Origin of the sequence: Mesorhizobium sp. WSM4976 (genome assembly GCF_029625685.1) — a bacterium.
GTDB lineage: Bacteria > Pseudomonadota > Alphaproteobacteria > Rhizobiales > Rhizobiaceae > Mesorhizobium.
Genome location: NZ_JARTVT010000002.1, coordinates 227,517 through 249,644 on the forward strand (window position 1 = coordinate 227,517; position 22,128 = coordinate 249,644).

Annotated in this window: 20 protein-coding genes and 1 pseudogene; 5 read left to right on the plus strand and 16 right to left on the minus strand. The window is 61.6% G+C overall.

Going from position 1 to position 22,128, the window contains the following annotated elements; genetic code table 11:
- The 3 genes from P9272_RS03455 to P9272_RS03465 are packed head-to-tail and all read right to left on the minus strand — an operon-like array spanning position 1 to position 1,537.
- Entirely contained in the window at positions 1 to 300 is a 300-nt protein-coding gene (locus tag P9272_RS03455) for a VirB3 family type IV secretion system protein (protein ID WP_278159018.1), read from the minus strand.
- Between the two features lie 4 nt (positions 301 to 304).
- Positions 305 to 646, minus strand: coding sequence for a TrbC/VirB2 family protein (locus P9272_RS03460; RefSeq protein ID WP_278159019.1), 342 nt, complete (start codon positions 644 to 646; stop codon positions 305 to 307).
- Positions 647 to 661: 15 nt separating this feature from the next.
- Positions 662 to 1,537, minus strand: a complete 876-nt coding sequence (locus P9272_RS03465; RefSeq protein WP_278159021.1) for a lytic transglycosylase domain-containing protein — start codon at positions 1,535 to 1,537, stop codon at positions 662 to 664.
- A 161-nt stretch (positions 1,538 to 1,698) separates the two neighbouring features.
- Here P9272_RS03465 and P9272_RS03470 point away from each other — a divergent pair, with 161 nt between their 5' ends.
- The 3 genes from P9272_RS03470 to P9272_RS03480 all read left to right on the plus strand — a co-directional run bounded on the left by P9272_RS03470 (position 1,699) and on the right by P9272_RS03480 (position 3,514).
- On the plus strand, positions 1,699 to 2,295 hold the full coding sequence (locus P9272_RS03470) for a hypothetical protein (protein ID WP_278159230.1): 597 nt from the start codon (positions 1,699 to 1,701) through the stop codon (positions 2,293 to 2,295).
- The gene (locus P9272_RS03475) at positions 2,292 to 2,828 is read left to right on the plus strand and encodes a thermonuclease family protein (protein ID WP_278159023.1); all 537 of its coding nucleotides are present in this window, start codon (positions 2,292 to 2,294) and stop codon (positions 2,826 to 2,828) included. The genes P9272_RS03470 and P9272_RS03475 overlap by 4 nt, the downstream gene beginning before the upstream one ends.
- A 95-nt stretch (positions 2,829 to 2,923) precedes the next feature.
- Positions 2,924 to 3,514, plus strand: coding sequence for a thermonuclease family protein (locus tag P9272_RS03480; protein WP_278159025.1), 591 nt, complete (start codon positions 2,924 to 2,926; stop codon positions 3,512 to 3,514).
- Positions 3,515 to 3,629: 115 nt separating this feature from the next.
- Here P9272_RS03480 and P9272_RS03485 read toward each other — a convergent pair.
- Positions 3,630 to 6,021: pseudogene (locus tag P9272_RS03485) on the minus strand (transketolase).
- Between the two features lie 127 nt (positions 6,022 to 6,148).
- On the opposite strand from P9272_RS03485, the gene P9272_RS03490 reads away from it, so the two are divergent.
- Positions 6,149 to 6,634 (plus strand): Lrp/AsnC family transcriptional regulator, encoded by a 486-nt coding sequence (locus tag P9272_RS03490; protein WP_278159232.1) that lies wholly within the window; start codon positions 6,149 to 6,151, stop codon positions 6,632 to 6,634.
- Positions 6,635 to 6,679: 45 nt separating this feature from the next.
- Here the strand turns inward: P9272_RS03490 and P9272_RS03495 are convergent, their stop codons facing one another.
- From P9272_RS03495 to P9272_RS03510, 4 genes are all read right to left on the minus strand, one after another.
- Positions 6,680 to 6,850: a hypothetical protein gene (locus P9272_RS03495; protein WP_278159027.1), complete on the minus strand. Its 171-nt coding sequence runs from the start codon at positions 6,848 to 6,850 to the stop codon at positions 6,680 to 6,682.
- 697 nt (positions 6,851 to 7,547) lie between these two features.
- Positions 7,548 to 7,784, minus strand: coding sequence for a hypothetical protein (locus P9272_RS03500; protein WP_278159029.1), 237 nt, complete (start codon positions 7,782 to 7,784; stop codon positions 7,548 to 7,550).
- 299 nt (positions 7,785 to 8,083) lie between these two features.
- Entirely contained in the window at positions 8,084 to 11,557 is a 3,474-nt protein-coding gene (locus tag P9272_RS03505; protein ID WP_278159031.1) for an AAA family ATPase, read from the minus strand.
- On the minus strand, positions 11,554 to 12,813 hold the full coding sequence (locus tag P9272_RS03510) for a DNA repair exonuclease (RefSeq protein WP_278159033.1): 1,260 nt from the start codon (positions 12,811 to 12,813) through the stop codon (positions 11,554 to 11,556). The genes P9272_RS03505 and P9272_RS03510 overlap by 4 nt, the downstream gene beginning before the upstream one ends.
- A 539-nt stretch (positions 12,814 to 13,352) precedes the next feature.
- On the opposite strand from P9272_RS03510, the gene P9272_RS03515 reads away from it, so the two are divergent.
- On the plus strand, positions 13,353 to 14,063 hold the full coding sequence (locus tag P9272_RS03515) for a topoisomerase DNA-binding C4 zinc finger domain-containing protein (RefSeq protein WP_278159035.1): 711 nt from the start codon (positions 13,353 to 13,355) through the stop codon (positions 14,061 to 14,063).
- 37 nt (positions 14,064 to 14,100) lie between these two features.
- Here the strand turns inward: P9272_RS03515 and P9272_RS03520 are convergent, their stop codons facing one another.
- The 8 genes from P9272_RS03520 to P9272_RS03555 all read right to left on the minus strand — a co-directional run bounded on the left by P9272_RS03520 (position 14,101) and on the right by P9272_RS03555 (position 22,071).
- Positions 14,101 to 14,325 carry a hypothetical protein gene (locus P9272_RS03520; RefSeq protein WP_278159037.1) on the minus strand — a complete coding sequence of 75 codons (225 nt, stop codon included), beginning with the start codon at positions 14,323 to 14,325 and terminating at the stop codon, positions 14,101 to 14,103.
- Between the two features lie 57 nt (positions 14,326 to 14,382).
- Complete coding sequence (locus P9272_RS03525) at positions 14,383 to 15,339, minus strand: HrgA protein (RefSeq protein ID WP_278159039.1); 957 nt, start codon at positions 15,337 to 15,339, stop codon at positions 14,383 to 14,385.
- Between the two features lie 18 nt (positions 15,340 to 15,357).
- Positions 15,358 to 15,639, minus strand: coding sequence for a hypothetical protein (locus P9272_RS03530; RefSeq protein ID WP_278159041.1), 282 nt, complete (start codon positions 15,637 to 15,639; stop codon positions 15,358 to 15,360).
- Positions 15,640 to 15,740: 101 nt separating this feature from the next.
- Positions 15,741 to 19,061, minus strand: coding sequence for a type ISP restriction/modification enzyme (locus P9272_RS03535; protein ID WP_278159042.1), 3,321 nt, complete (start codon positions 19,059 to 19,061; stop codon positions 15,741 to 15,743).
- A gap of 187 nt (positions 19,062 to 19,248) precedes the next feature.
- On the minus strand, positions 19,249 to 20,613 hold the full coding sequence (locus P9272_RS03540; RefSeq protein WP_278159044.1) for a hypothetical protein: 1,365 nt from the start codon (positions 20,611 to 20,613) through the stop codon (positions 19,249 to 19,251).
- A 2-nt stretch (positions 20,614 to 20,615) separates the two neighbouring features.
- Positions 20,616 to 21,137, minus strand: coding sequence for a hypothetical protein (locus P9272_RS03545; protein ID WP_278159046.1), 522 nt, complete (start codon positions 21,135 to 21,137; stop codon positions 20,616 to 20,618).
- Positions 21,091 to 21,543, minus strand: a complete 453-nt coding sequence (locus P9272_RS03550) for a hypothetical protein (RefSeq protein ID WP_278159048.1) — start codon at positions 21,541 to 21,543, stop codon at positions 21,091 to 21,093. Before P9272_RS03550 ends, P9272_RS03545 begins: the two co-directional genes overlap by 47 nt.
- A 36-nt stretch (positions 21,544 to 21,579) precedes the next feature.
- Positions 21,580 to 22,071 carry a hypothetical protein gene (locus tag P9272_RS03555; protein WP_278159050.1) on the minus strand — a complete coding sequence of 164 codons (492 nt, stop codon included), beginning with the start codon at positions 22,069 to 22,071 and terminating at the stop codon, positions 21,580 to 21,582.
- Positions 22,072 to 22,128 lie beyond the last annotated feature (57 nt).

The following is a 22,128-nucleotide window of genomic DNA, read 5'->3' on the forward strand; positions in this document are numbered from 1 at the left end:
TCAGATTCCGTAGGAGTTCGTGCGCCAGAACGGTTTGTTTGGCGTGCGCGGAGTGCGCCGCCCGGCGACCTGAGCGAGATCCAGGATGCGGATATCGCGGCTGCAAAGGGCAAAAAGCGTCACATAGATCAGCGGAGCAATTGCCACCGACCAGAAGCTTGAGGTCACCAGAAAGGCGATCAGCGTGACGCCGACGATGATGTAGAAGGCGTTGAGCGGGATCCCCCACATCATCGGCGGGCGCGTCAAGCCAATCACCAGCGGTGTCAGATGCGGCGCGTCGTCAGCGACATCGTTCATAGTGTCACTTCCCGACTGCCGAGATCATCTGGTCGACGATCGCGGGAGCGCCGAACACCAGGCCAATGCCGATGACGACGGCGCCGGCGGTAAACCATGAAAGGCGTCCGGCGAAGGCAAGAAAGCCGAGTCCGATGACGGCTATGATGGCAAGCAGCCGGCCAAAAGGGCCGGTGATGAAGTCCACGATCATCTGCACGGCGGTCTCGAGCGGCGCGAACGCCCCTGACGTTTGCGCCAAGGCCGGAGACGCCGCCATGATCGACAGCGCAACTGTGCCCGCGGCGATCACGGCAATATCCGAGCAAAGCCCGGTCGTGAGGAGATTTCGGATGGAATTCTTCATGGTGGGCTCCTGGGGTTAGAACTGCAGCACGCCATCGACCCAGCGCGGTCGGGACTTCGTACCGGACCCAACTGTCGTGGCCTCCCGACCTCTCGGGTCTTGTGTCGCGCGCCCCGCCCGCCCGACTGTGCGGGTGATGGCGATCTGGTAGTTGACGACTTCGGCGACAAAGCCGAGCGTCTCGGGGATCGGCGGGATGCCACCCGACGCCCGGATCCGGCTTTCGCCGGCATTGTAGGCCGCCGCCACCAGCAGCGGGTTTTGAAACTCATCGAACAGCTGGCGCAGATAGGCCACACCGCCATCGATGTTCGCCGCCGGATCGCAGATATCATCGACACCAAAACGCGCAGCGGTCTCGGGGATGAGTTGCATCGGCCCGCGCGCACCTTTGGCCGAGTTGCGCTGACGATCAAAACGGCTTTCGGCAAACGCGATCGCCAACGCAAAACCCGCATCGACGCCGTGGCGATCGGCGGACGCCGCGATGAGCCACTTGATTTCGTTGGGCGCGGCTGGTGATGGCCCACATGGATCAGTGGTCCCTACTTTAGAAATTGACTTATTTTGACTTTCTTTCTCTATCTCGATGATGGCTGCATCAAAGGTTCCAGCCAAGGCGTCGTTTTGCCCGATCTCGGGCCTGATGGGGCGTCGAATTTTGCCGTCGGATCCGACAGCAAGGTCGCTTTCACTGGTTTGCCACCGTGTCGCGAAAACAGTGCTCAGCCTTTCCCTAACCGCCGAATTGGAGGCAAAGTTCGCTGGATCGGCCGGTTTGGGTAGGGGCTCCGCGGCCGAAATTGGGGCTGAGACCGAAACGACAGTGGCCGCGGCAAAGGCCGATAGGGAGCGACGCAGCAAATATGCACCGAACGTACGTCTCGCCATGCCAGTCCCCTTCGTGCATCGGAACGATGGATTCGCGAAAAGGCGTAAGGCAGCAAAAAAACAAAGTCAATTTGGATCAGAAAAAATTCTTGCAAAAATTGAAGGCGGCGTCATCAATGCGAACAGAGCTGAATTCGGAGCCCCAGATCATGAGCAGGTGGATGCCTCTCGCCATTGCTTCCTGCGTCGCGCTGACCAGCCCGGCCGGGGCGGCCGGAATGGTCGACAAGGATTACATCCGATCGCTCGCCGCGCCCGGCAGGACTGTCCTTGTGATCGAGTACTATGACGGCCAGGGCAGGGTCGCCGATCGAAAGGGCTATGCATCCGCTGCCGGCTTTGGGGCCACCTCGCCAACCGATATACGTGTCGACGAGACGGTCACCCTGCGTCTGTTTGGGATCGAGCCTTGCGATGGCGACCTGGTCAACCGGCGCGAGAGATTCACCGGATCCTGCGCCGACTTTGCCCGGCGCGGTCTGGAGACCATGCTGAAATCGCCGAAGGTGATTTTCTGCCGGGTTTTCGTCAGCGAGCAAAATGCCCCGGCTCAAGACGCCACCTGCTATGGCTACTACAATTATCCGGGCAGCCTCGACGCCGTCGACATGCTCGAAGAGCAACTCGTTTCGCTTGGCAGCCACCGGATCGCGAAGAAGCCGGATGGCTCTTCAGCGCGCCCCGACCTGCAGAAAGCAGAGAAGATCGGGCGGAGCGGGTTTGGCATGTGGGCCGACCCCAGGATCAAGAACCAGTGAAGCGCGCTATGCTCCTGCTGTCGGCTGCCGCTCTATCTACCGGCGCTGTCGCAGCCGAGCCTGTCGGCTATTTTCCTGTCGGACACAACGTTGTCCTCGAAAGCGGCGACGGCTGGATCGACGGCGCAAAGCACTACCGCCTCTACGGCGTCCAGGCATGCCTGCGCGGCACGTTCTATACCGACAAGGGCGGGCAGCGCCGCGATTGCGGTGAGGCCTCGCTTGCGGTGCTGTCAGCCTACATCCTTGACACCCACCCGCTTTGCGCGACGGTCGCGCAAGCCAGGGGAACGATCTACGTCGCCTGTTATGCAATGATCGGCCAAGACCGCGTCGACCTTGCCAACCTGATGATAACGTCCGGCTTCGCCTTTGCCGCGCTCGGACGCGACGGCTTGCCGATCTATCCTCCATACGCCGTCGCCGAACAGGGCGCACGCGGCGGGCGGGCCGGCCTGTGGCAATTCAGCGATGTCGAACATCCCGCGGTGCTGCTTGGACAGGCGGTCCGCCAAACAGGGCCAGCGCAATGAGGCACATCCCGCTTCGGTGCAGTATCAGCGTCTTGGTGGTTGCATCGCTCACCAGTCCTGCCCCAGCTGCGGACATGGTTGGGCGCTCGCCTGCGATGCTTGCGGCGCTTCCCAACCATCTGTCGCCCTTTCAGAAGACCATCACCGGGCGCGCTGCTGTTGTCGATGGTCAAACGCTCTGGTTCCCGAAGTTTGCGCTAGGTGTCCGTCTTGCAGATATCGATGCCTGTCAGTTGCCCCAGTGGTCGTTTGATCCGAGGCAGCACGGCGCAAGCAAGATTCTCAAACCTGTGCCCTGTGGCGGGCTGGCGAAAGCCTGGCTGAAACGAGCGATCGGCGGTGCCACAGTCACCTGCCAGTTGTCGGCTGTGGTGGATCAAGCCTTGGCTGGCCGCTGCAGGACGAAAGGGCTTGACCTGGCCAAGGAGATGCTACGCGTTGGATGGGCAAGGGCGCGCGGATCTGCCCCGCCTGCGTATGTTGCTGCGCAAGAGTTCGCCAGGGCAGCGCGCTATGGCATGTGGGGGACCTATGTCCTGGACATGGGCGAGTGGCGCGGCAAGGCGATTGACCGGACGCTCGGCCGAGCTCCCTTCGCTGATTTCAGCTTATTGGCGGAACGCCAAAGCGAGATTTCACCGCCGTTCCAGGATTTCCGGCAAGTTCCCGATCGCACGGACCGCTAGTAGGTAGGCGGGATCTCAATTACGGTCCCTCCTCGTTTGATTTGGCTATGGCGGCTTTCGCGTTCCAGGCGTGAGCCGGCGATCAAACGCCCTCAGGGTTGCTGCGGAACTTTGCTCAATCCAGCGCCCGCAAGGCCCGCACGGGTCGGCCGCTGGTGATCCTGTCGGCAGCCGTCGCGATCGAGTTGGCATCGATACCGAAATGCCGGTAGAGGTCGTCAATCGTACCGGACTGACCGAAATGCTCGACGCCGAGGCTGCGCGTGCGATGTCCATAGACGGATCCAAGCCAGCCCAGCGATGCCGGATGCCCATCGGTCACCGTGACAATCGCGCAGTGCTGCGGCAGATCGGCGAACAGCCTTTCGACATGGCTTCTCGCATGGACAAGGCCTCGCTCACGCGCGCGGCTTGCGGCCGTCCACCCGGCGTTGAGCCGGTCGGCGGAGGTAACCGCCAGCAGACCGACATGACGGCGGTCCTGCCCGATCATGCCGACTGCTTCGATCGCCTCGGGCGCAACCGCGCCGGTGTAGGCAATAACCACCTCGGCGTTCGGACCCGGCGGACGAAGCCAGTACGCGCCATCGACAATGTCCTGTTCAAGCGCCGGGGTCATGACGCGGGCGATCTGCTCGACCCGGCCGCGTCGACAGGCGCAGATAGACCGATCCCCCCGTCTCATCGCGGAGCCAGGTTCGTTCGGACTGAACGGCATCGCCATCGCGCTGCATATAGTCGAGCGCAAAGCGCATGATGACAGCAAGCTCGTCGACGAAGGCAGGCTCATAGGCGGCAAGCCCATCCTGAGCCATGCCGATCAGCTGGGTCGCGATCGACTGATGCGCTCCGCCTTCGGGCGCCAGCGTCACGCCCGAGGGCGTGGCGACAAGCAGGAAGCGGGCATCCTGGTAGCAGGCATAGTTGAGCGCATCGAGGCCGCGCTGGATAAACGGGTCATAGAGCGTGCCGATCGGCAAAAGCCGCCTGCCGAAAACCGAATGCGCCAGACCCAATGCCGACAGCAAGATGAAAAGGTTGTTCTCGGCAATGCCGAGCTCAATGTGCTGGCCCGTTGCGCCGAACTCCCATTTCTGGGTCGACGCGATCCGCTCACTGCGGAACGTGTCTGCCAGCGTCTCCCGGGCAAACAATCCGCGCCGGTTCACCCAGGGCCCCAGGTTGGTCGACACCGTCACATCCGGCGACGTGGTGACGATAGCGCCAGCAAGCGGTCCGCCGATCCGAGCGATCTCGTCCAGCAAGCGACCGAAACCGACCTGGGTCGAGACGCTGCCCTTGGCTTCCACGGCCAGGTGGTCGGGCACGATGATGCGTTGCGCATGATGGCGCCGATCACCCTTGGCGATGAACGGCACCGTTTCGATAAACCTCCGCAATTCCGCTTCGTCGAGATCCAGTCCCGCGATCGGATCCCATTCGCGTCCTTCTCCGACCGACATCGACGCACGGAAGGTGGCCATCTGTTGCCTGGTCATGAGGCCGGCGTGGTTGTCCTTGTGGCCCGCAAGCGGCAATCCGAATCCCTTGATCGTATATGCTATGAAGCACGTCGGCCGATCGTTGCCCCGCGCCATCTCGAACGCATCCAGGAGGGTGGGCAGATCATGGCCGCCGAGATTGGTCATCAGCGCGGCGAGCTCGACGTCGGAACGGCGCTCGAGAAGCGCAGCCACTCCCGGGCTGGTGCCGATGTCGGCCAGGAGGCGTTTGCGCCAGGCTTCGCCGCCTTGGAACGTCAGAGCCGAATAGAGCTGGTTGGGGCAGTTCTCGATCCAGGCACGCAATACCTCCCCACCAGGCTCTAAGAATTCGGCCTGCTGCAGCGACCCGTGCTTGAGGACAACCACGTCCCAGCCGAAATTGCGAAAGATGCTCTCGAAGCGTTCCCACAATCCTTCCCGCACGACGGCATCAAGGCTCTGGCGATTGTAGTCGACGATCCACCAGCAATTGCGCAGACCATGTTTCCAGCCTTCCAACAGCGCCTCGAAGATATTGCCCTCGTCCATCTCGGCGTCGCCAACGAGCGCCACCATGCGGCCTTCAGTGACGCTGTCGTCGCGGCTTCGCAGGTAATCCTGGACCAGCGACGCAAATAGCGTCTGGGCAACGCCCAGGCCCACCGAGCCGGTCGAGAAATCGACATCGTCGGAATCCTTGGTGCGGGACGGATAGCTTTGCGCGCCGCCGAAGGCGCGGAATTGCTCGAGCTTTTCGCGGGTCTGGTTGCCTAGAAGATACTGGACGGCGTGGAAAACAGGTGAGGCATGCGGCTTGACCGCCACGCGGTCTTCCGGCCTCAGCACTGAGAAATAGAGCGCAGTCATGATCGTTGCCAGCGAGGCCGATGATGCCTGATGGCCGCCTACCTTCAGGCCGTCGGTGTTTTCACGAAGGTGGTTGGCGTTGTGGATGATCCACGCTGATAACCACAGCACTTTCTTTTCCAGCGCCGCAAGCGCTCTCAAATCCTGCCTGTTCAAGTCGATGCCTCCTGGTCATGAGGCCTAAAGGCTAGACTTTGTTGCCAGCGCGATGTGATTAAACTTGCGCGCCTGGAGGGGAAAGATTAGCCATTTTATTCAAATTCCAGCTCTGGAGTGGCTCATCGTGCCAAAGGTGAAACTCGACAGTATCGACCGCAAGATTATCGACGCGCTGCAGGTCGAAGGGCGCATGACCGCTCAACAGCTTGCCGATAAGGTCGGACTCTCGCCCTCACCCTGCGCACGCCGCGTGCGTTTGATGGAGGATATGGGGGTCATCACAGGCTACACGGCCGTCATCGATCAGGATCTGGTCGGGCTGCCGATCTCAGTTTTCGCCTCGATCAAGCTGGAGCGTCAGCGCGAGAGCGAACTGGAGCGTTTCAACGCCGCGATCGCGCGCTGGCCTGAGGTTGTCGACTGCTATCTGATGACAGGTCAACGCGACTACCTACTGCGCATCGTGGTCCGGGATCTCCACGCCTATGAGCGCTTCCTGAAGGAGAAACTGACGCGGCTCGACGGCGTTGCCTCGATCGAAACAAGCTTTGCGCTGGCTCAGATCAAGCGGTCGAACCGATTGCCGGTCGATCCGGTGGACGGCGGATAGCAAGCACCCCGGGGGGCTGTTTTCTCGGCGTTGCCGTAGCACGCCTCAGCGGCGATGAGGCTTTTTAAGCAAAGCCGCAAGCTCCGTCTCGAAGCCGCGCAGACTGGTGTTGATCAGGTCGATGTCGCGGGACGTGAATGTCACTCCGTCGCCGATCGAGACCGACATCAGATAGAGCAGTTTTTGCCGGGCATCGCCGGCGTCCCGCGGTCGCATGTGAAGCAGCCGGCGCCAAGCGATCGTCTCGAGGAATGTATTCGAAGCCAAGGCGAAAAGAGCGGCAGTCGCGAACCAGTTCCGGCGCCGAGCGCGCCTCAGCGCCAGTTCACCGACCCGCCTGCTCCAATGCCGATGCCGCGTAATGGCATCTGCGATGTCGCCGCCGCCGATTCCCCTGAACCGCAGAACGCGCACAAGCATCATGCCTGACCAAGCCTTGCAATCGGTCGCTGCGCCTTTGATCCAACTGCTCCCTTGGCCCGCGCCCTCGTTACGATCCACCAGCTTCGAAAGGTCTGTCATTTGATCGACTTTCCCTCTTGCTGTTGCCATTGAAATCCGCCCCCTGCGGCCACGCTCGGCTCGCAAGATCGATGATCAGAGCATGGCCACCCAAAGTGGCAGGTTGCGGCGTGCTCGCTTTAGGACGCGCGCTTGACAATCAGAGCAGACGCTCAGGCATGGCTCATGCGAGAAGCGATGCAACAGTTTGATGGATTGTTCTGGAATACAGCTCTGAAGCCAAGTGAAGAGATGTTAAATCGGCCGCAACATATTGTTCGCACTTTGCATCGGGCCGATCGGGCATTTGACGCTTGCCAACTGTCCTATGTGGAAGCTGCTGTGGGCGGACTTCCGCCTTGCGTCGGTAGTCTCGCATCGCCGGTGTGTACCTCTGGTCTTCGCGAGTTTCTCAGTGCTCGGTGTCGCTTCCAAGTCTGGAAAACACGGTGCACCAGAAGCGATAGTCTTCGTTGCGTCCATCGAAATGGGCTGTCAGCGCGCACCAGGCGGCAGCCGTCGCGGCATTTGAACCATACAGTTCCTTGGCCGCCTCGACTGTGGCCTGGGGGTTGGCGAGATCCCAAAGCGTGAGGAGGCCCTTGCCTGCTTCGCTGGCATTGTTGTGGTCGAGGTGAATTTCAGGCATGCAAAAGGCTCCCGCGGATGGACCGGCGAGAGCAGCTTGAGCGCTGCAAGGCCGGACGTTGGGAACCCACTGAGTGAGCCACGGTCCGAGGGCATTGTCGCCCAGGACATTTGTCGTGCCGTCCCTGGCCTTGTGCTAGTGGCCGGCGTCGGGGACACCGGCCAAGCTTTGCGCGACCCCAAGTATTGCAGAGCAGCGTCCTGGAGACAACCGCGGCGGTGGGCTGCGCTGCAGGCACTTGCACGGGCGCCGACTTGTCTGCGTAAGGTGGGAGCGGAGGAAGTCGGAAGGCGTGTGCGCTATGGTCCGAGTTCGTGGATCCTGACGCCAGGAACCACGGCCCTCGCGATCTCGCAAAGATGCTGGTGGTGTGTCAGGTAAATCACCTGCCCTACACGCGCCATCTCGCCAAACAGCCTGAAGACCTCCTCGGATCGGACATGGTCGAAGGTCTCCATGATATCGTCGGCGATGAAGGGCACGGCTGGCCGGAACTGGGCGTACTCGTGATATCCGGCAAGCCTCAAAGCCAGATAAAGTTGAAAGCGCGCGCCTTTGGACAGAGCATCGGCAACCTTGGACTGGCCGTCCCGCTGCAGGGCGATCAGGACTTCGCCGCCTTTGACTGGCTGTGTGGTCAAGCCTGAGTATTGACCGCGCGTCATCAGCGCGAAGGCATCCGATGCCCGAGCCATCATGCCGGAGCGATGACGCTCACGATAGACGCGTAAGGCCTGTGTCGCGGACATGATGCCGAGCCTCAGCTCAATGTAGCGGACAGCCTTCTCCTCGATTTCCAGAAGCGTGGTGCGCCGCTTGGCATCCAGGCGCGCGACAGCGCTATCGCCGCCGATGGCGTCCAGCTTGTCCGCGGCCCGGGTCTGGCGGATCAGCTGTTGATTGATTGCATCGTCGAGTTGCCGCAGCCGTTGCTCGCCTTCTTCCCTCTCAACCGCGAGGCTATCGAAATCAACAGCATTCAGGACCGAGCGCGCCTTGTCGAAGCTTTCGGCCGCCAGTTCGACCGTCACCCTGTCCTCAAGTTCGTCGACCGCTGCAAGGAGGCGGTCGCGCTCGTGCAGCAACTCGTCACGCTCGACGACCTCGGCCAGCGTGGCGACCCCGAAGGCCTCGAGGACCTCCTGCTTGCGATGCTCGTGGCTTGACGTTTCGCTGTCGAGCATGTCGCGCGCGCTGTTGAGGCGGTCGAGGTCATCGATGAAGCCCGCCTTTATCTCACGTGCGCGCTTGGCGCGTTCCAGGCGCTCGGCCAGCCTGGTTGCCAGTTGCTCGACGTCGCCATCTTTTGCCGGTTCGCCGGCATCGTTTGCGAGCGCCGCGACCTCGGCCAGGAAGTGCGCTCTGTCGGCCTCCATCTTGGCGATGCGCAGTCGCAAGGCGTCCCGCTCCTGCAGGCTTTTGGAGAGTGCTGCCAGCTGATCAAGCACCGTGCCGACCGCCGGTGCCGACAGGCCGTTCTCGAGCCAGGTACCCTTGAGCGCCTCAGTAATGCCTGCCAGCCATTCCTCCTCTCGGCGCTCTGCCGCCCCCTGCGCCAGTCGGCGAGCGGCGAGATCCTCTTGCCTTGCGCTCACGGTCCTGAGCGCCTCGGCATGCTCCGCGTCGAGCTTGCGCTGACGGTCGAGGAAAAGCTCAGCTATCGCTATAGTCGCCTCGAGACTGTCGCCCGGCGCCGGCGCTATGCCGACGCTCGACAGCGCCGCGCCCAGTTCCTGGCGTATGGCCTCGCCCGCTTCGCTGGCCCGCCGGAGCTTGCCGCGGGCAAGCTCGATCTGTTCCCAAGCGGCGAGCGCATCGGTGCGTGCTGCGACCAGGTCCTCGACCTTCTCGATCAATCGCTCTGGCGATGGTTCGGGGTGTTCAGTGGTGAAGTCCTTGATGGCAGCGCGGATCTCGATCGATCTACTTTCCACGTCCCCGTCGAGCTGTGCGCGTTGTGCGCGTATGCGGGACAGGCTCGCCGCGGCTTCGGCCAAGGCGCGCGTGGTTGCACGCATTTCGGCCAGATCCGATGCCCCGGCCAACCGGACCGCCCCGGCAGCGTCATCGCGCGCCAAGACCTGCTCATAGTCGTCAGCGGTCTCGTCCGACAGCGCGGCGCGATGCGCTGCCCACGCCTCATCGCGGCTACGCCGGATAGCTGCGGCCCGTTCATCGTCGACAATGTCCACCGATGCGCGAAGAGCGGCCAGTCGCGCCGTGATTAGTGCATGACTGCCTTCGAATTCGGCGAGGCGCTCGGAAAGCACCGCGCCGGTCTTCGCCAATTCCGCCGCCGCTGCTTTCCAAGCCATAATTTGGCTGGCGCCTGGAACCGTGATGAGGGCAAGTGCCTCAGCATCTCCGAACCAGGGCTTGAGCCGCCCAAGCATCGCGGTCCATCGGACTGTCTCCTTCTCCTCCGCCTCGCGTGCCGCCTCGATCTCCGCCAGATGTCTGCTCTCGCGCGCTTTCGCCACCGCCGCGCCGAGCCTCGCCCGAGCGGGCTCGGGGACGGCTCTTTCTTCGCCGACGCGCTCCCTCGCCTTCTGCAGCGCATCGGCCGCCGCTGCCGCTTCGTCGCGGGCGGAGCGCATGCTAGTGGCGATCCCGGATCGCTGCTCGAGCATGCCGCGTAGGACGCCAACGGTGGCGGCGGGCAAAAGCAACACAGACGGGTCGGGCTCGGAAGTCCGGCCCAGCGCCGCGAGGCAGCCCGCCACGGTGTTGTCGAGGACCTGTAGCTCCATCTTGCGGTTGGGCAAGTCCAAACCTGCCGAGGCAAAGCGCACCTTGCTCTCTCCAAGCTTTCGGATGCGCTCGGAGACCGCAAGGATTTGGGTATCGACATCGACCGCGGCGATCTTCTCCGTCAGGCGTTCGACGTCGTCCTTGTTCGCGGCCAGCCGCGTCTTCAGGCTTGCGTCGTCGTGAATGAGGTCGGTGACGCTGCCTGTCCATGTGCGGGGTGGCGACGCCATGTCCGGCAGTTCGGCGAGCCGGACTTGCTTGCGCGTGATATCCAAAAGCATGGGCTGAGCCCGTAGGTAACGGGCAATCGCGTCAAGCCTGGCCGACAGCCCGGCCCGGTCGCTGACGATGCGGTCGTATTGTCCTGTCGCATCGAGCCGCTTCGCCTCGAGGGTCTCGTAAGTTGAGGCGAGCGTGTCGATCGCATCGCGACGCGACTTCAAGTCCGCGAGACGCTTCTTCAGCAACGCCAGATCGGTCCCGTGCGCCTGCTTGCGATAAAGTGCATCGGCCTCCGCCTCGAGCGCGTTCAAAGTATCGCTTGCATGCCCAAGCCCGGCGCTGGCGGTGAAAAGCAGCTTGCCGAGGTCGCCGCGCGATTCCAGGATCGATTTGCCGCCTGCCTCCAACGTATCGTCATCCAACGAGAACATGGTGGCGTAGGCGTCGCGCGACAGGCCGGCCAGATGTGCCGATATCGCGACCTCGCTCACCGGCTGGCCATCGGCGTTGAGGAGCGAGTTGCTGCGCTGCTTCGTGCGAGTGAACGCGTGCTCCGTACCGGCGAGCTCGAGCACCCCGCCGATGCGCATGGCGCTGTACTCATGCAGGAAATTATAGCGGCTGCGCTCCTCTATGCCGAACAAGAGATCGAGATAGCCGGCAAGCGCCGTCGACTTGCCGGCTTCGTTGAGGCCAAACACGATATGCAGATCAGCGCCCGTCTCCGGTCTGGCGCCAAAGTCGATCGACCTGTCGGTGAACTTTCCGTACCGGATGAGATCGAGCCGCCGCAGCCTCATGGAGACCCGCTGGCCTTGAGCCGTGCCGTCACCAGATCGGTGCCGCTGGCAAGCACCTGGTCGAGGAACCGCTCCAGTCCTGCCTCGTCCTTTCCCGCAAAGTCGCGGCCTTCGGCAGGAAGGTCCGCGACGATCTTCTGGATGAAGGCCTTTGCCTCGGAGCGGAAGGCTTCTGAATTGGCGTCGTCACGCATGGACGCGGCCAATTCGAAAATCGGATCGGCAGTCCCTTCTGGGGCCTCCGCCCGTGGTTGCGTGAGGTCAAGCTCCAGCTTCTCCACCCACGTGTCGCCAACCTGCTCCGCCGCCTGCTCGGCCTCGGCAAGCAGAAGATCCTTGTCGCGGATCATCGCCCAAGAGAGCGCGGACGAACCAGTCAGGGCCAGGCGCACCACGGCATGACGTGAAGGGATCGAAGCGCGAAGCGTTTCGAGAGACGAACGAACCCGCGCGACGGCATCGGACCATTCCATTGTCCCGGTCACATCGACGCTCAGCCGCTCGAACTGCGCGACGCTGGTCAGCCGTTCCTCGATCTCGATCGAGCGATCGTCATGTATCGTCACCAGGGTCACGGACTTCTGGCCCGCCTCGTTGATGTCCCTGCCCTGCGGCATGCCCGGCATCACCGCCGTCGATGCGCCGGGATGGACCTGGCGGACATGGATGTGGCCCAGTGCCCAATAGTCGAAACCGTGGCCGTGCAGATCGGCCACACTGCACGGCGCGTAGACGTCATGGCCGGGCGAGCCGGCAAGGCTGGTGTGCATGATGCCGATGTTGAACGCGCCCTCCCGTGCGGCGGGATACTTTGGCAGCAGGCTTTCAGGCGCCTTCGGGTTGGCGAAGCTCAAGCCATGGAACATGACGTCGAGACCGCCGGCAGTTAGCGGAATGGATTGAGGTCGGCCGGTGAAGATGGTGACTGTATCAGGAAACACAAGCTGCTTTGAAATTCGCGACAGCGCGTCGTGATTGCCGCGGATTTTCAGGACCCTGATGCCGGCCTGGTGCAGGCGCGCCATCTGCGCCGCCAGGAACCGGGCGGTTTTCATTGACGTCTGGTCGCCGTCATAAAGATCGCCCGCAATGACCAGCGCGTCGACGCGCTCTGCAAGGCACAGATCCACGATCGAAATGAAAGCCTGGCGGCTGGCGTCGCCGACAAGTTCGGCAAGATCTGGGTTGCGCAGCGCCAGCGAGCGCAGCGGCGAGTCGAGATGAATGTCGGCGGTGTGGACGAATCGAAATGCCATTCAGGTCTCCCCTTTAAGCATAGCGGGGTTCAGCCACGGCCCGATAGATCGAATTCACAGGGGCGCTGGTTGCCACAAGTACCGGACTGGGTCAGGCAAGGCGTTTCGTACGCCCCGGAAAATGTCAAAAGTGATTGCAGCGGTAACGGGCCCTAGCAAGCGATAGCTGACCGTCTTCTTCACGACGGAACCCTGCACTTAAACCAGGCATGGCAGTTTGAACGAGGACAATGGCCTCTGTTCGTTGGGGGTAACCTACCAGGGCAAAGCTATTCCAGACTGCCCTTTTATGCGACTTTCGGAGCACAAAAGGCGAACATGCATGTTTTAATTTCCCAAGCTTCGTTCCGCGGCTCCGGCGAACATTATTAAGGGATTGGCCTTCTAGCCCGATAGTGCTCGCTGAGCCTCCATGGTGACGAGAACGTCCACTCCGGATCCAGATTTTTGGCTTAATTTAGCACTTCCGAAAGGAAGAACAGGGACGGTATAGTCCCATTTCCCTTGCCGCCGATACAATGGTTCAAGAAGTAGAGCCCATGATCATTGTGCCTGAGGATCCACAAACGGACACAGTCAGGGTTCCGGTGCTGAAGGTGTTCGACGGCGATGGGTTTCTAACTCGTGTGAGGGTTTCTGAGGTGACAGGAAACCCTAGGGATCAAGCCGAGATCGAGATAACCGCAAGATTCGGATTTATTGATGCTCCAGAGATGGAGCAACCCGGCGGCCGTGAAGCCAAGGATTTCCTCACCGCCCTGATAGGCGACAAGTGGGTCGAACTCGCCATCTTGATGAAGATGAATACCGGGCAGTCGGTAGACACGTACGGCCGTGTCGTTTGCGTTCCCTATTTGACGCTGGACTACGCTGCCGGCGAGTTCAGAACCCCGTCGTCATGCCCACATGTCATGACGATGCTTGGGGCGCCCCTTCGCGTGACGAGAAACATCGAGCTAGAGATGGTCGTCAATGGCTGGGCTTGGGTTCTGGAACGATACGGGCCTAACCAGCGATATTTGGATGCCCTGGAGGAAGCCAAACGTGCAAAGCGAGGCATATGGGCCTTCAAGGACAACATCCATCCTTGGGAGTTTAAGAAACAGAAATATCGCAACAAGGCGCCAAAGCCCCAATGCCCGACAGAAAACTGTGGCGGTCACCTCATTAGAAAGAGCGGCAGGTTCGGCCAATTCTTAGGCTGCTCCGAATATCCTCGGTGCAGGTATTCTTGTTCGGTGGCCGGCTGACCGTCCGACCCCGCAACTACCCCTCAACATAGGGCATCTACCCGGAAATTATGCCAAAGATGATGAGGACCACGAAAAACCCGAAAAGCAACGAGTAGAGCGCAAAATGGCTCTTCTCGATACGGATAACGATGACCTCACGTTCCAGAGGTTTTCCAAGCGGCTGCTCTTCGAGGACCGCCTCTCGATAGGTCTCGATGAAGGGAACCCTTGAAGAGCGCAGGCTCTCGCTCTTCTCGTCTAACCTTCTCCTCGGATCCATCGTCGCCCCCTACAATCGACCCCTCGATTTATCTCTTCGTGGTGGAAGCATTGTCGACTACATGTCGCCCGTCTGGAAGAAGTGACGGACCTTCGTCATGAACTGCTTGAAGTCTTTGTTCTCGGTTGCGAGGCGGCTGCACATAGGCCATTCGATATCTGGCTTCTCGCGCGCCGGAATAAGGATTTCGCTCTCGATAGGATTTTCCTCATCAAGCCGGATCAGGCCGATGCCGTGCATGGCATACAGAATTCGCAATTCCTTGAGAGTTTCGGAACCTTCGAAATTAGCGGCAACAAGGTAGCCGTAGTTGGCCCATGAGGAATTCGAAACGGCCTGAAAATAGGTCTCGCGGGCATTCGAACGGTTGATAAGAAGCTTTACCTCAAACGACCAGAGTCGGACTTGCCTGTCGCGGCTCTCCCGGATTGCTGTCACAACTTCGGGGTGAAGGCCGTCCGACAGGTTTTCCATACCCACCACGTCTGGAAACAGCCACTTGTTGCCGCCACTCCCGTACGCATTGGAAGATTTCTTCTCATCGATGCGATGGCCTTGAACACCATGCTCCGCTTCCAGAAATTCTATGAGAAGCGGATACAGATCATGTTCACTTCGCCGCAGAACCTTCTTTTCGGTTTCGCCGGCGGCAGCGGGAACAGCATCTTCCGGCGCGGTCGCGAACTCAAGGACAGGCTCCTTGCCGCTCTCCACATCAGCCACCTCCTGTTCCTCAGTCTTGTCGGACCAATAGAAGAGGCGCGGTCGCACGCCTTCGGTGCTGCGCAATTGCGGAAGCTGCTTTTGCCACACTGGACGGTTAGCCCCGATCTCGGCAACAAGCTGATAAAGAAGCTGATCATGAGTCTGGATTGCTACGCTGCGCTTTATCTTCGCTGCCACAGCCTCGGGGTATGTTTCTGCGATCCATATCGCTATGTCCCTGGCTTTGAATCTCTTCCCTGGGTTCGCTGACAAAAGTTCAACAACCCTGTTCTTCAATTCCAATGCCATGAATGACAGCCCCGATTTTTACGCTGCCAGCAGCCGCCGGATCTCCTCCTCGAAATCGAAGCAAAGCTGCTTTGCTTCGTCCTCGGGCAGCCACAACACCATCTGCGGCACGATCTTGCGGTAAAGCCGCACGCTATCGGCGTCCCACGGCAGCGTGTCGGCCGCCCGCGCCTCGGCAATCAGCCTATGCAGCCTCGCTCGCACGCGGTCCGGATCGCCCTGGTAATAGACGGGCGGGGCGTCCTCGTCGAAGAGCTCGGGCTGAGCGGCGCCGAAAAGGTCGAGCTGATTCCTAGCCATGGTCCTGCTGGTTTGATTCACAGGGCTGCACTATGCCCCAGCCGAACAGGACATGCGACGGTCGCAGGCTGACTTATCCCCGGTTTCCTGACTCAGCCCTGTCAGTTGCTGCCTACGCCGAGCGCCGTCTTCAGATGATCGACCTTGATGAGCTCGGCCTTCAGAATGAGGTCCATCAGGTCTGCTTGGCGAGGCTCTAGCGCGATCAGCCGCCCTATCACGTTTAGGAGGTCGATGAGGTCGCTGGTGTATTCGGCGAGCCAATGGTCGGGCTGTATCTTGTCGAGCGGGGAAGGCGGGCGCTTGTCGCCTATCTGCGGCCGCGTACGATCAAGCCGGCGGTAGCTGTACCAATGCCAGACCACCTGCTTGCCCGAGACTTCATAGGCCCACACTTCCGGTGACACGTTGTCTACGAACCCACCGCCGAGATGGAGGCGGCGAATGGCCGGATCGTATTCCATGGTGTCGGGCAGCGGCTCCGGACTGCCAGGAATGCCGCCGCCATCCGGAATGAATGGCCGTGCGCCCTCGGCCATGCGCGGCGGCGCCTTGGGCCGTCCGGCTGCGGGGTCCGCGAAGCGCTCGCCGTAAGTGTGCAGCCAGACGACTTCGCGGCCGATTGCGACGCCCTCGCTGAACAGCGCCGGGTCGGCGGTCAGCGGCACACGCAGGCCAGGTTGAACGAGGTCGTCCTGGAACCGCGCGGTAAAGGCTGGATGCGCCATCGCCGCAGCCAGGTACGCCATGACGTCCTCGGCCGAGACCGCATGCCCGTAGACGTCGGCCAGCACGCCAAGCAGTTCCGTCGGAATGTTCGGAACCTTCGCCGCGGCATCGCGCCAGAGCGGATGGGCGCGCCCCCCTCGACCGTTGAAGTGATCAAGGTCGGGGATGAGGCCGGTGAATGTAACGGCCGGACCAGATCTGGGCGAAGCTCGTTCCAGGGCTGTCAGGAAGACCTGCTTCGGGGAATAGCTGCCCCATAGCGCGGGATTTGGCTGGTTGATGAGGCGCGCGTCGGGAATGATCCATTGGCGGTCGAAGGAACGGAAACCATAGCGATCTGGCTGAACAACGCCGTTGCGATCGTCGATGACCGGGCGAAGCCGCGCCTCATGGCCAGCGAGCCCGGCGGCGACTGTCTTTCGGACATGCTTATCGCCTGGCTTTCCGCGTCGGAGATGCGGGTGGAACAATTCCTCCTTTTTCTCGGTATTTTTCTCGGAGACCAGCCGCCCCCAACGCGCCTCAAGCGACTGACGGTCCGGCGCGACGATCCAGGTACGCCCCGGCATCACGCCGGACCCGTCATAGACGAAGAAAGATTTCAGCGGCGGGAAGGTCGCCCAGTCGCCGCTCGCCGCCGGAAAGAATGGTGCGCGCCAATCCGAGGGACAGTCCAGCCAGTCTGGCGCGTCAAGGCTCAGCATCTTCAGCGCGGCAAACTTATCTCTGCGCGGGCCTTTGGGTAACGCCCGAAATCGCACCTTGGCGGGCTCATTCCGATCCTTGCCCAACGGCTTCGCGGCCAGCACGATACAGACAGGCTGCTGCACGCCCTGGAAGATTCGTGTCCGTACCTCCGGCTGATGGCCGTCCGGCGAGCAGTCGATCACCCAGATGTCCGAACAGGTACGCCTTAGATCGTCGCGCATTTTCTGGAAGCCGGGACCGTTAAGGAAGCCTGCGACGGTGATGAAGCAGACAATCCCCTCCTCGTCGCGGTCGGGGTTTCCGGTCGCTGCTCGGTTGCCGGTGCCGAAGACCTTCCACGTCGCCCAACGCCAGAAATAGATATAGAGGTTCTTCAGATGCTTGGCGTGCGCGCCGACCTTCCACTCAGGTGGCGGCGCCCACCAGTCCATCGGCGCGATCAGACCCTTCTCTCCGCTGCCCTGCTCGATCCAAGCGCCCAACCCGCGCGCCTTTTCCTTGTAGGGCGGGTTACCGAGCACCACGGTGATGTCGCGCTGCTGCTTGATCCTGTTGGCCTCCCGCCGCGATTGTGCGATGGGCCCGCTCTGCACCAGCGTGTCCTCCTCAACATACGGGTTGCCAAGCGTGTCGGTGACGAAAAGCTGCAAGTCGGGCAGTTTCGGCGGCTTCGTGGCATCCGGCTTTATCAAAGCCTGCAATTCCGCGATTAGGCGAAGCTGGGCCACCGCGAATGGGCCAAACTGGAGCTCGAAGCCAATCAGGCGGCCCATCGCCGCCTCGACTGCGCCCCGCACCGCACCCTTGCCCTGGTCGGCCTCGACTGTGTCTGCAATCTTGCGCATCACACCCAGCAGGAAGGTTCCTGTACCCATGGCCGGGTCTGCCAATGTCACGTCAGTGGAAGCCAGACCCGCCGGGCGCGAGAACAGCGGACCGCGCAAGGCCTCATCCACCAGCCGCGTCATCGCCGCTACCACTTCCGGCGGCGTGTAGTAGGAGCCGGTCAGCTTCCTGAGGTCGTTATCGTAGACCTCAAGGAAATCCTCGTAGAAATAGAGCCATGCTTCCGGCCGATCCTTGCTGATGGTGTGCCAGTTCACCTCGTTCAATACCCGCGTCAGGGTGGCGAGTGACGTCTCCAGCGCCCTCTGGTTTTCGGGGTCGTCAGTAAGAAGGCCTAGCGCGGTGCCGATCAGCGAATTGGAACCGCGCAACTGGAAGGCTGCCTGGTGGATGCCGCCGGAGAGCGGGATGTCGATGGCCCGAGCGACCAGCAAGCCGAACGTCACGGCCTGCGCATAGCCATCGGCGAAACGGTAGTCGTTGGCTTCCGGAAAAAGCAGCCTGCGCCAGTCCCTCGCGAGATCCGTCAGCCCTTGGCTCTTGCGCTCCAGCTGCTCGATCACCTCATCGCGCAAAAGGCGGCACAGTCGCGCCGAAATCTCCGCGAGCTGCTTGGCGTTGGCGGGGGGTATAGGTTTCCAGGTCAGGAAATTGACGATCAGAGGAAGCAGCGCGCCGGGGGCGGCGAGCTTCGCCCCGTCGCTTTCGATATTGCCTTCGAGCGCGACGACCTTGCCCACGATCTCACCGTCCTGCCACAGGCTGAAGGACTGGCCATCGGTATAGAGGAGATTGGGCAGCGATTTCAGTTTGCCCCATTGTTCTTTGTCGTGCGAATCGGTGAAGCGGCGCGGATCGGCACCCTTGCCCGGTGCCTTTACCTCGATGAATCCGACCAGCGCCTTGTTGGCCGTCACCGCGAAATCTGGCCGCGTCTTGATGTCGGCGAGGCTGGTCTCGCCGACCAGGTGGACAGCGCCGGCCCCGAAACCGCCGACCTCTGCGAGAGACTTGACCAACGCCTCAAGAGGCCCGCGAAGCTGATCCTCGGGCTGCCCGCCGATTGCCGGATTCGATAGCTTCGGTTTCAGCGATGCGCCATAGGCCGACACCGCACCTGCAACTGTCCCTGCGGCCAATATTCCCCTCCGCGCCGTCTCACCCCTAGGGTGAATCAGGCCAAACTGCCACTTTCTGTTGAGCCTATTCAAAGACCTCTAGATTTGCAGGCATTTTTTCAGTCAATTCCGAACAATATTGCCGCCCCCTCGAACCGACGATAGCTGAGCCGTTCTAATGGTCCGTCTCGGGAGGCGGTACACTTCGCTATGTCCGGGCCGCAAGATGTCCAAAGCTGTAAGGGGTGGTAACCTCCGCGGCGATGGTGGTGACATCGTCCAGCGTATTGCTGGAGGTCGATATCAATTCGAATGTCGCCCCACCATGCAGCCGGCGCAACAACTCGGAGATTGCCAACGTCGCTGCCAACAACCCTACAAAGGGAACACCGACTGTGCGCGAGGCCAAAATGGCAAGCCCGCACTCGTCCATGCCCGATTTGGCGAGTTCTTCGTAGGCCGGCATGTGCGCGACGGATACGGCGGCGACTGCGACATTCGACCAAATTGAGCGCGCAGTTCGCGACCCGGGAAACGTATGGACGGAAATGCCGCGGAACCCGTCGGGGCCAGCGCCAAGGCCCGCTTCAACCACAAAGTCGAAATCTGCATCCTCCAAAGCCGAGCGCGCTAGCGCATTATCGACGCCACACAGCGCAACGCCCGGCTCAGAGTTCTCGCGCTTGATTGCCGGACCGAAGCGACGCTCTTCGATGGTCGTCTTGAACCCCTGCGCCTCCAGCCAAGCGGCGGTAATCCGAGCTTTTTTCTTGCCGACGTTGCGGGGAAACGTGAGTAGCGACGTGCTAGCGTTCGAAGCCGCCAACGTGTCGAAATCCTGGAGGACGAGTTCGACCTCGGCGGGGTCGGCATAGGGCAGCGCGGCCAAGGTCCAGCAGAAGGCCTGTCCGAGATTGCCAAGGCCAATCAGCCAGAGGCGAGAGGGCAAATAGCCGAGGGCAGGTTCGTCCGTCGACTGCTCACGCCAATCCACATCCGGCCTCCAAAGTGATAGGCCTGCCGCGCGCCGGCCCGCCATCGGATGGTCGCCAGCGTGATAGCTGAAGACCTCCGTCATGAGACAAGCCGCCGCTACCATCGGTGCCAGGGCCATATTCTCATCATCGGCAAGGCGCAATTGATCGCGCAACGGCGCAACGCCTCCACACCAGCCATTCCAGGTGAGTCGCCAACCGGTAACAATGTTTAGCGGCGCCTCGCCGTCGCCGATGACTGCAACCGGTGTGACGGAATCCGCTACATCACTGCATATTCCGCCCAGCGTTTCGATCGCCAGGCGCAGCGTCGGCGCCGAGCTGAGCGTAGTCAGGTTGGTGCATTCGGGAACGCCGATGACCCGTACTCCCCCAAGTAGCGTGCGGTGGCCGAGATTGACCAGCGAAAGTAGCGCCACCTGCTTAGCAGCCGAGGCGGCTATGTCGGCCCCAACATGAACAGCAAGGGCAAATCGGCCTAGGATCGCCATCGCTTTCTCATGGGATGCGGCCGCGCCGCTATCCATGAAATACTTGGCGGTGCGGTGCAGAGTATCCGCGTTGAGCATGTCGTTCATCGTCATCCCCAGAAGCCGTTGTAGAAGTAGCGAGTCCCATGCGCATCGGTCCGGTCGAACCACATATGCCCGCCGCAGTATTCAAAGATGCCCAGGGCATCCTGTCGAACCGGCGCGGCGGCGAAGTTCGGTGCGATGATCGCAATATGCCCCTCGCGAGCAACCATCGGGTTGGTGCGATCGCTACCGCTCTGCAGCGCAACCCCCGGATGGGTATGGACGTCCGCGACCACCGTCAGGCCAAACATACGGCAGCGCGCCCACAGCTTGGCGAAGGCATCTCCATGGAGGACGCACACACCAGACTTGTATGCATCGGGATCCAGCTCGTCATAATAGACTACCGTGACCACCCGCCGCCGCGTTCCATCGATCGTGCCGAGAAGAAACGCGCCGGACTCGGTGCACCCGCCGCCCCGACGCCGCAGTTCGGCAAGCGTGTTGCGCCACATCTTGCGCGGCATCGAGAGACGATGCTCAGGCGCCACGAACGCCCGAATAATCGCCTTGATGGAAAAGGTCATGGAGCTGCTCCAGATAACAAATGATGCCGCGCTTCGAATCCCAAAGACGGCTCGGATGGTCGGTGGTCCAGCCGGGATGGCCCTCGATCGAGAGGCGATCGCAGGGCAGGTAGAGGCACCGCCCTTCACGCCACTCCGGCCGGAAGATGGAGGGCATGATGGACCGGCCCGTGGGCCAGTCCTTCGCCGCCAGTGGTCCGTTAATGCGCAGGTCCCATGGCTGCGCCGTCACCGGCACCTGCCGATAGCCAGTGCACTCGAAGCGGAATGCGAACTCGGCGGGGCCATTCGGCCGCAGCGGCGCAGCGACCGCGATGGTTACATGCGGCCAGGCGATCGTGCTGAGACGCCAGCGCCCGTCGATCTCGCCGACCCGGAACGCGGTGGCCGCGAGATCGGCCTCCAAGAGAAGACGGTCTGGGGGCACCACAAGGTTCATGGCTTAACCCTCGACGCGCTTTTCGGGGACGAGATCGAAGCAGACGGCGCAGGCCTTGCCGTCCGTCAGCTCGTTGAGCGGCGTATCGCTCGCCGGACGGCGCGTCGTACCGCACATCTGCAGAACATGCTCCTCTGCGTCGTGCGCGCTCAGCTTGAACTTGTCGACGGCCCAGGCTTTGACGCGCCGCACGCGCGAGCCCGGGGCGAACTTGTGCGTCGCCGCCTCTGCCAGATAATTGATCGTCACCTCGATCTTCTTGCACTTGGTGACGTGCACGTGCGAGCCGCGTTTCAGGTCGGTAGCCGGCATGTTTGACGCCATCGGGTGCGGCGCCTCCGCCTCGTCGATGAAAATCACGGTATCGGCGTCGATCGCGATGCCGGCATGCTTGATCGCCTCGAAAAGATCGGCGACAAGCGCGGGCTCCGCGATCTCGACCTCAATGGCCGCGGGCAGTTCATGGCTACGGATGAAGATGGTTTTCGTGGGCATTTTCGGTGCTTCCTTTCTGGGCGTCAGGCCCTCTGAAAGAGAAGCGCCGCGAGCGCG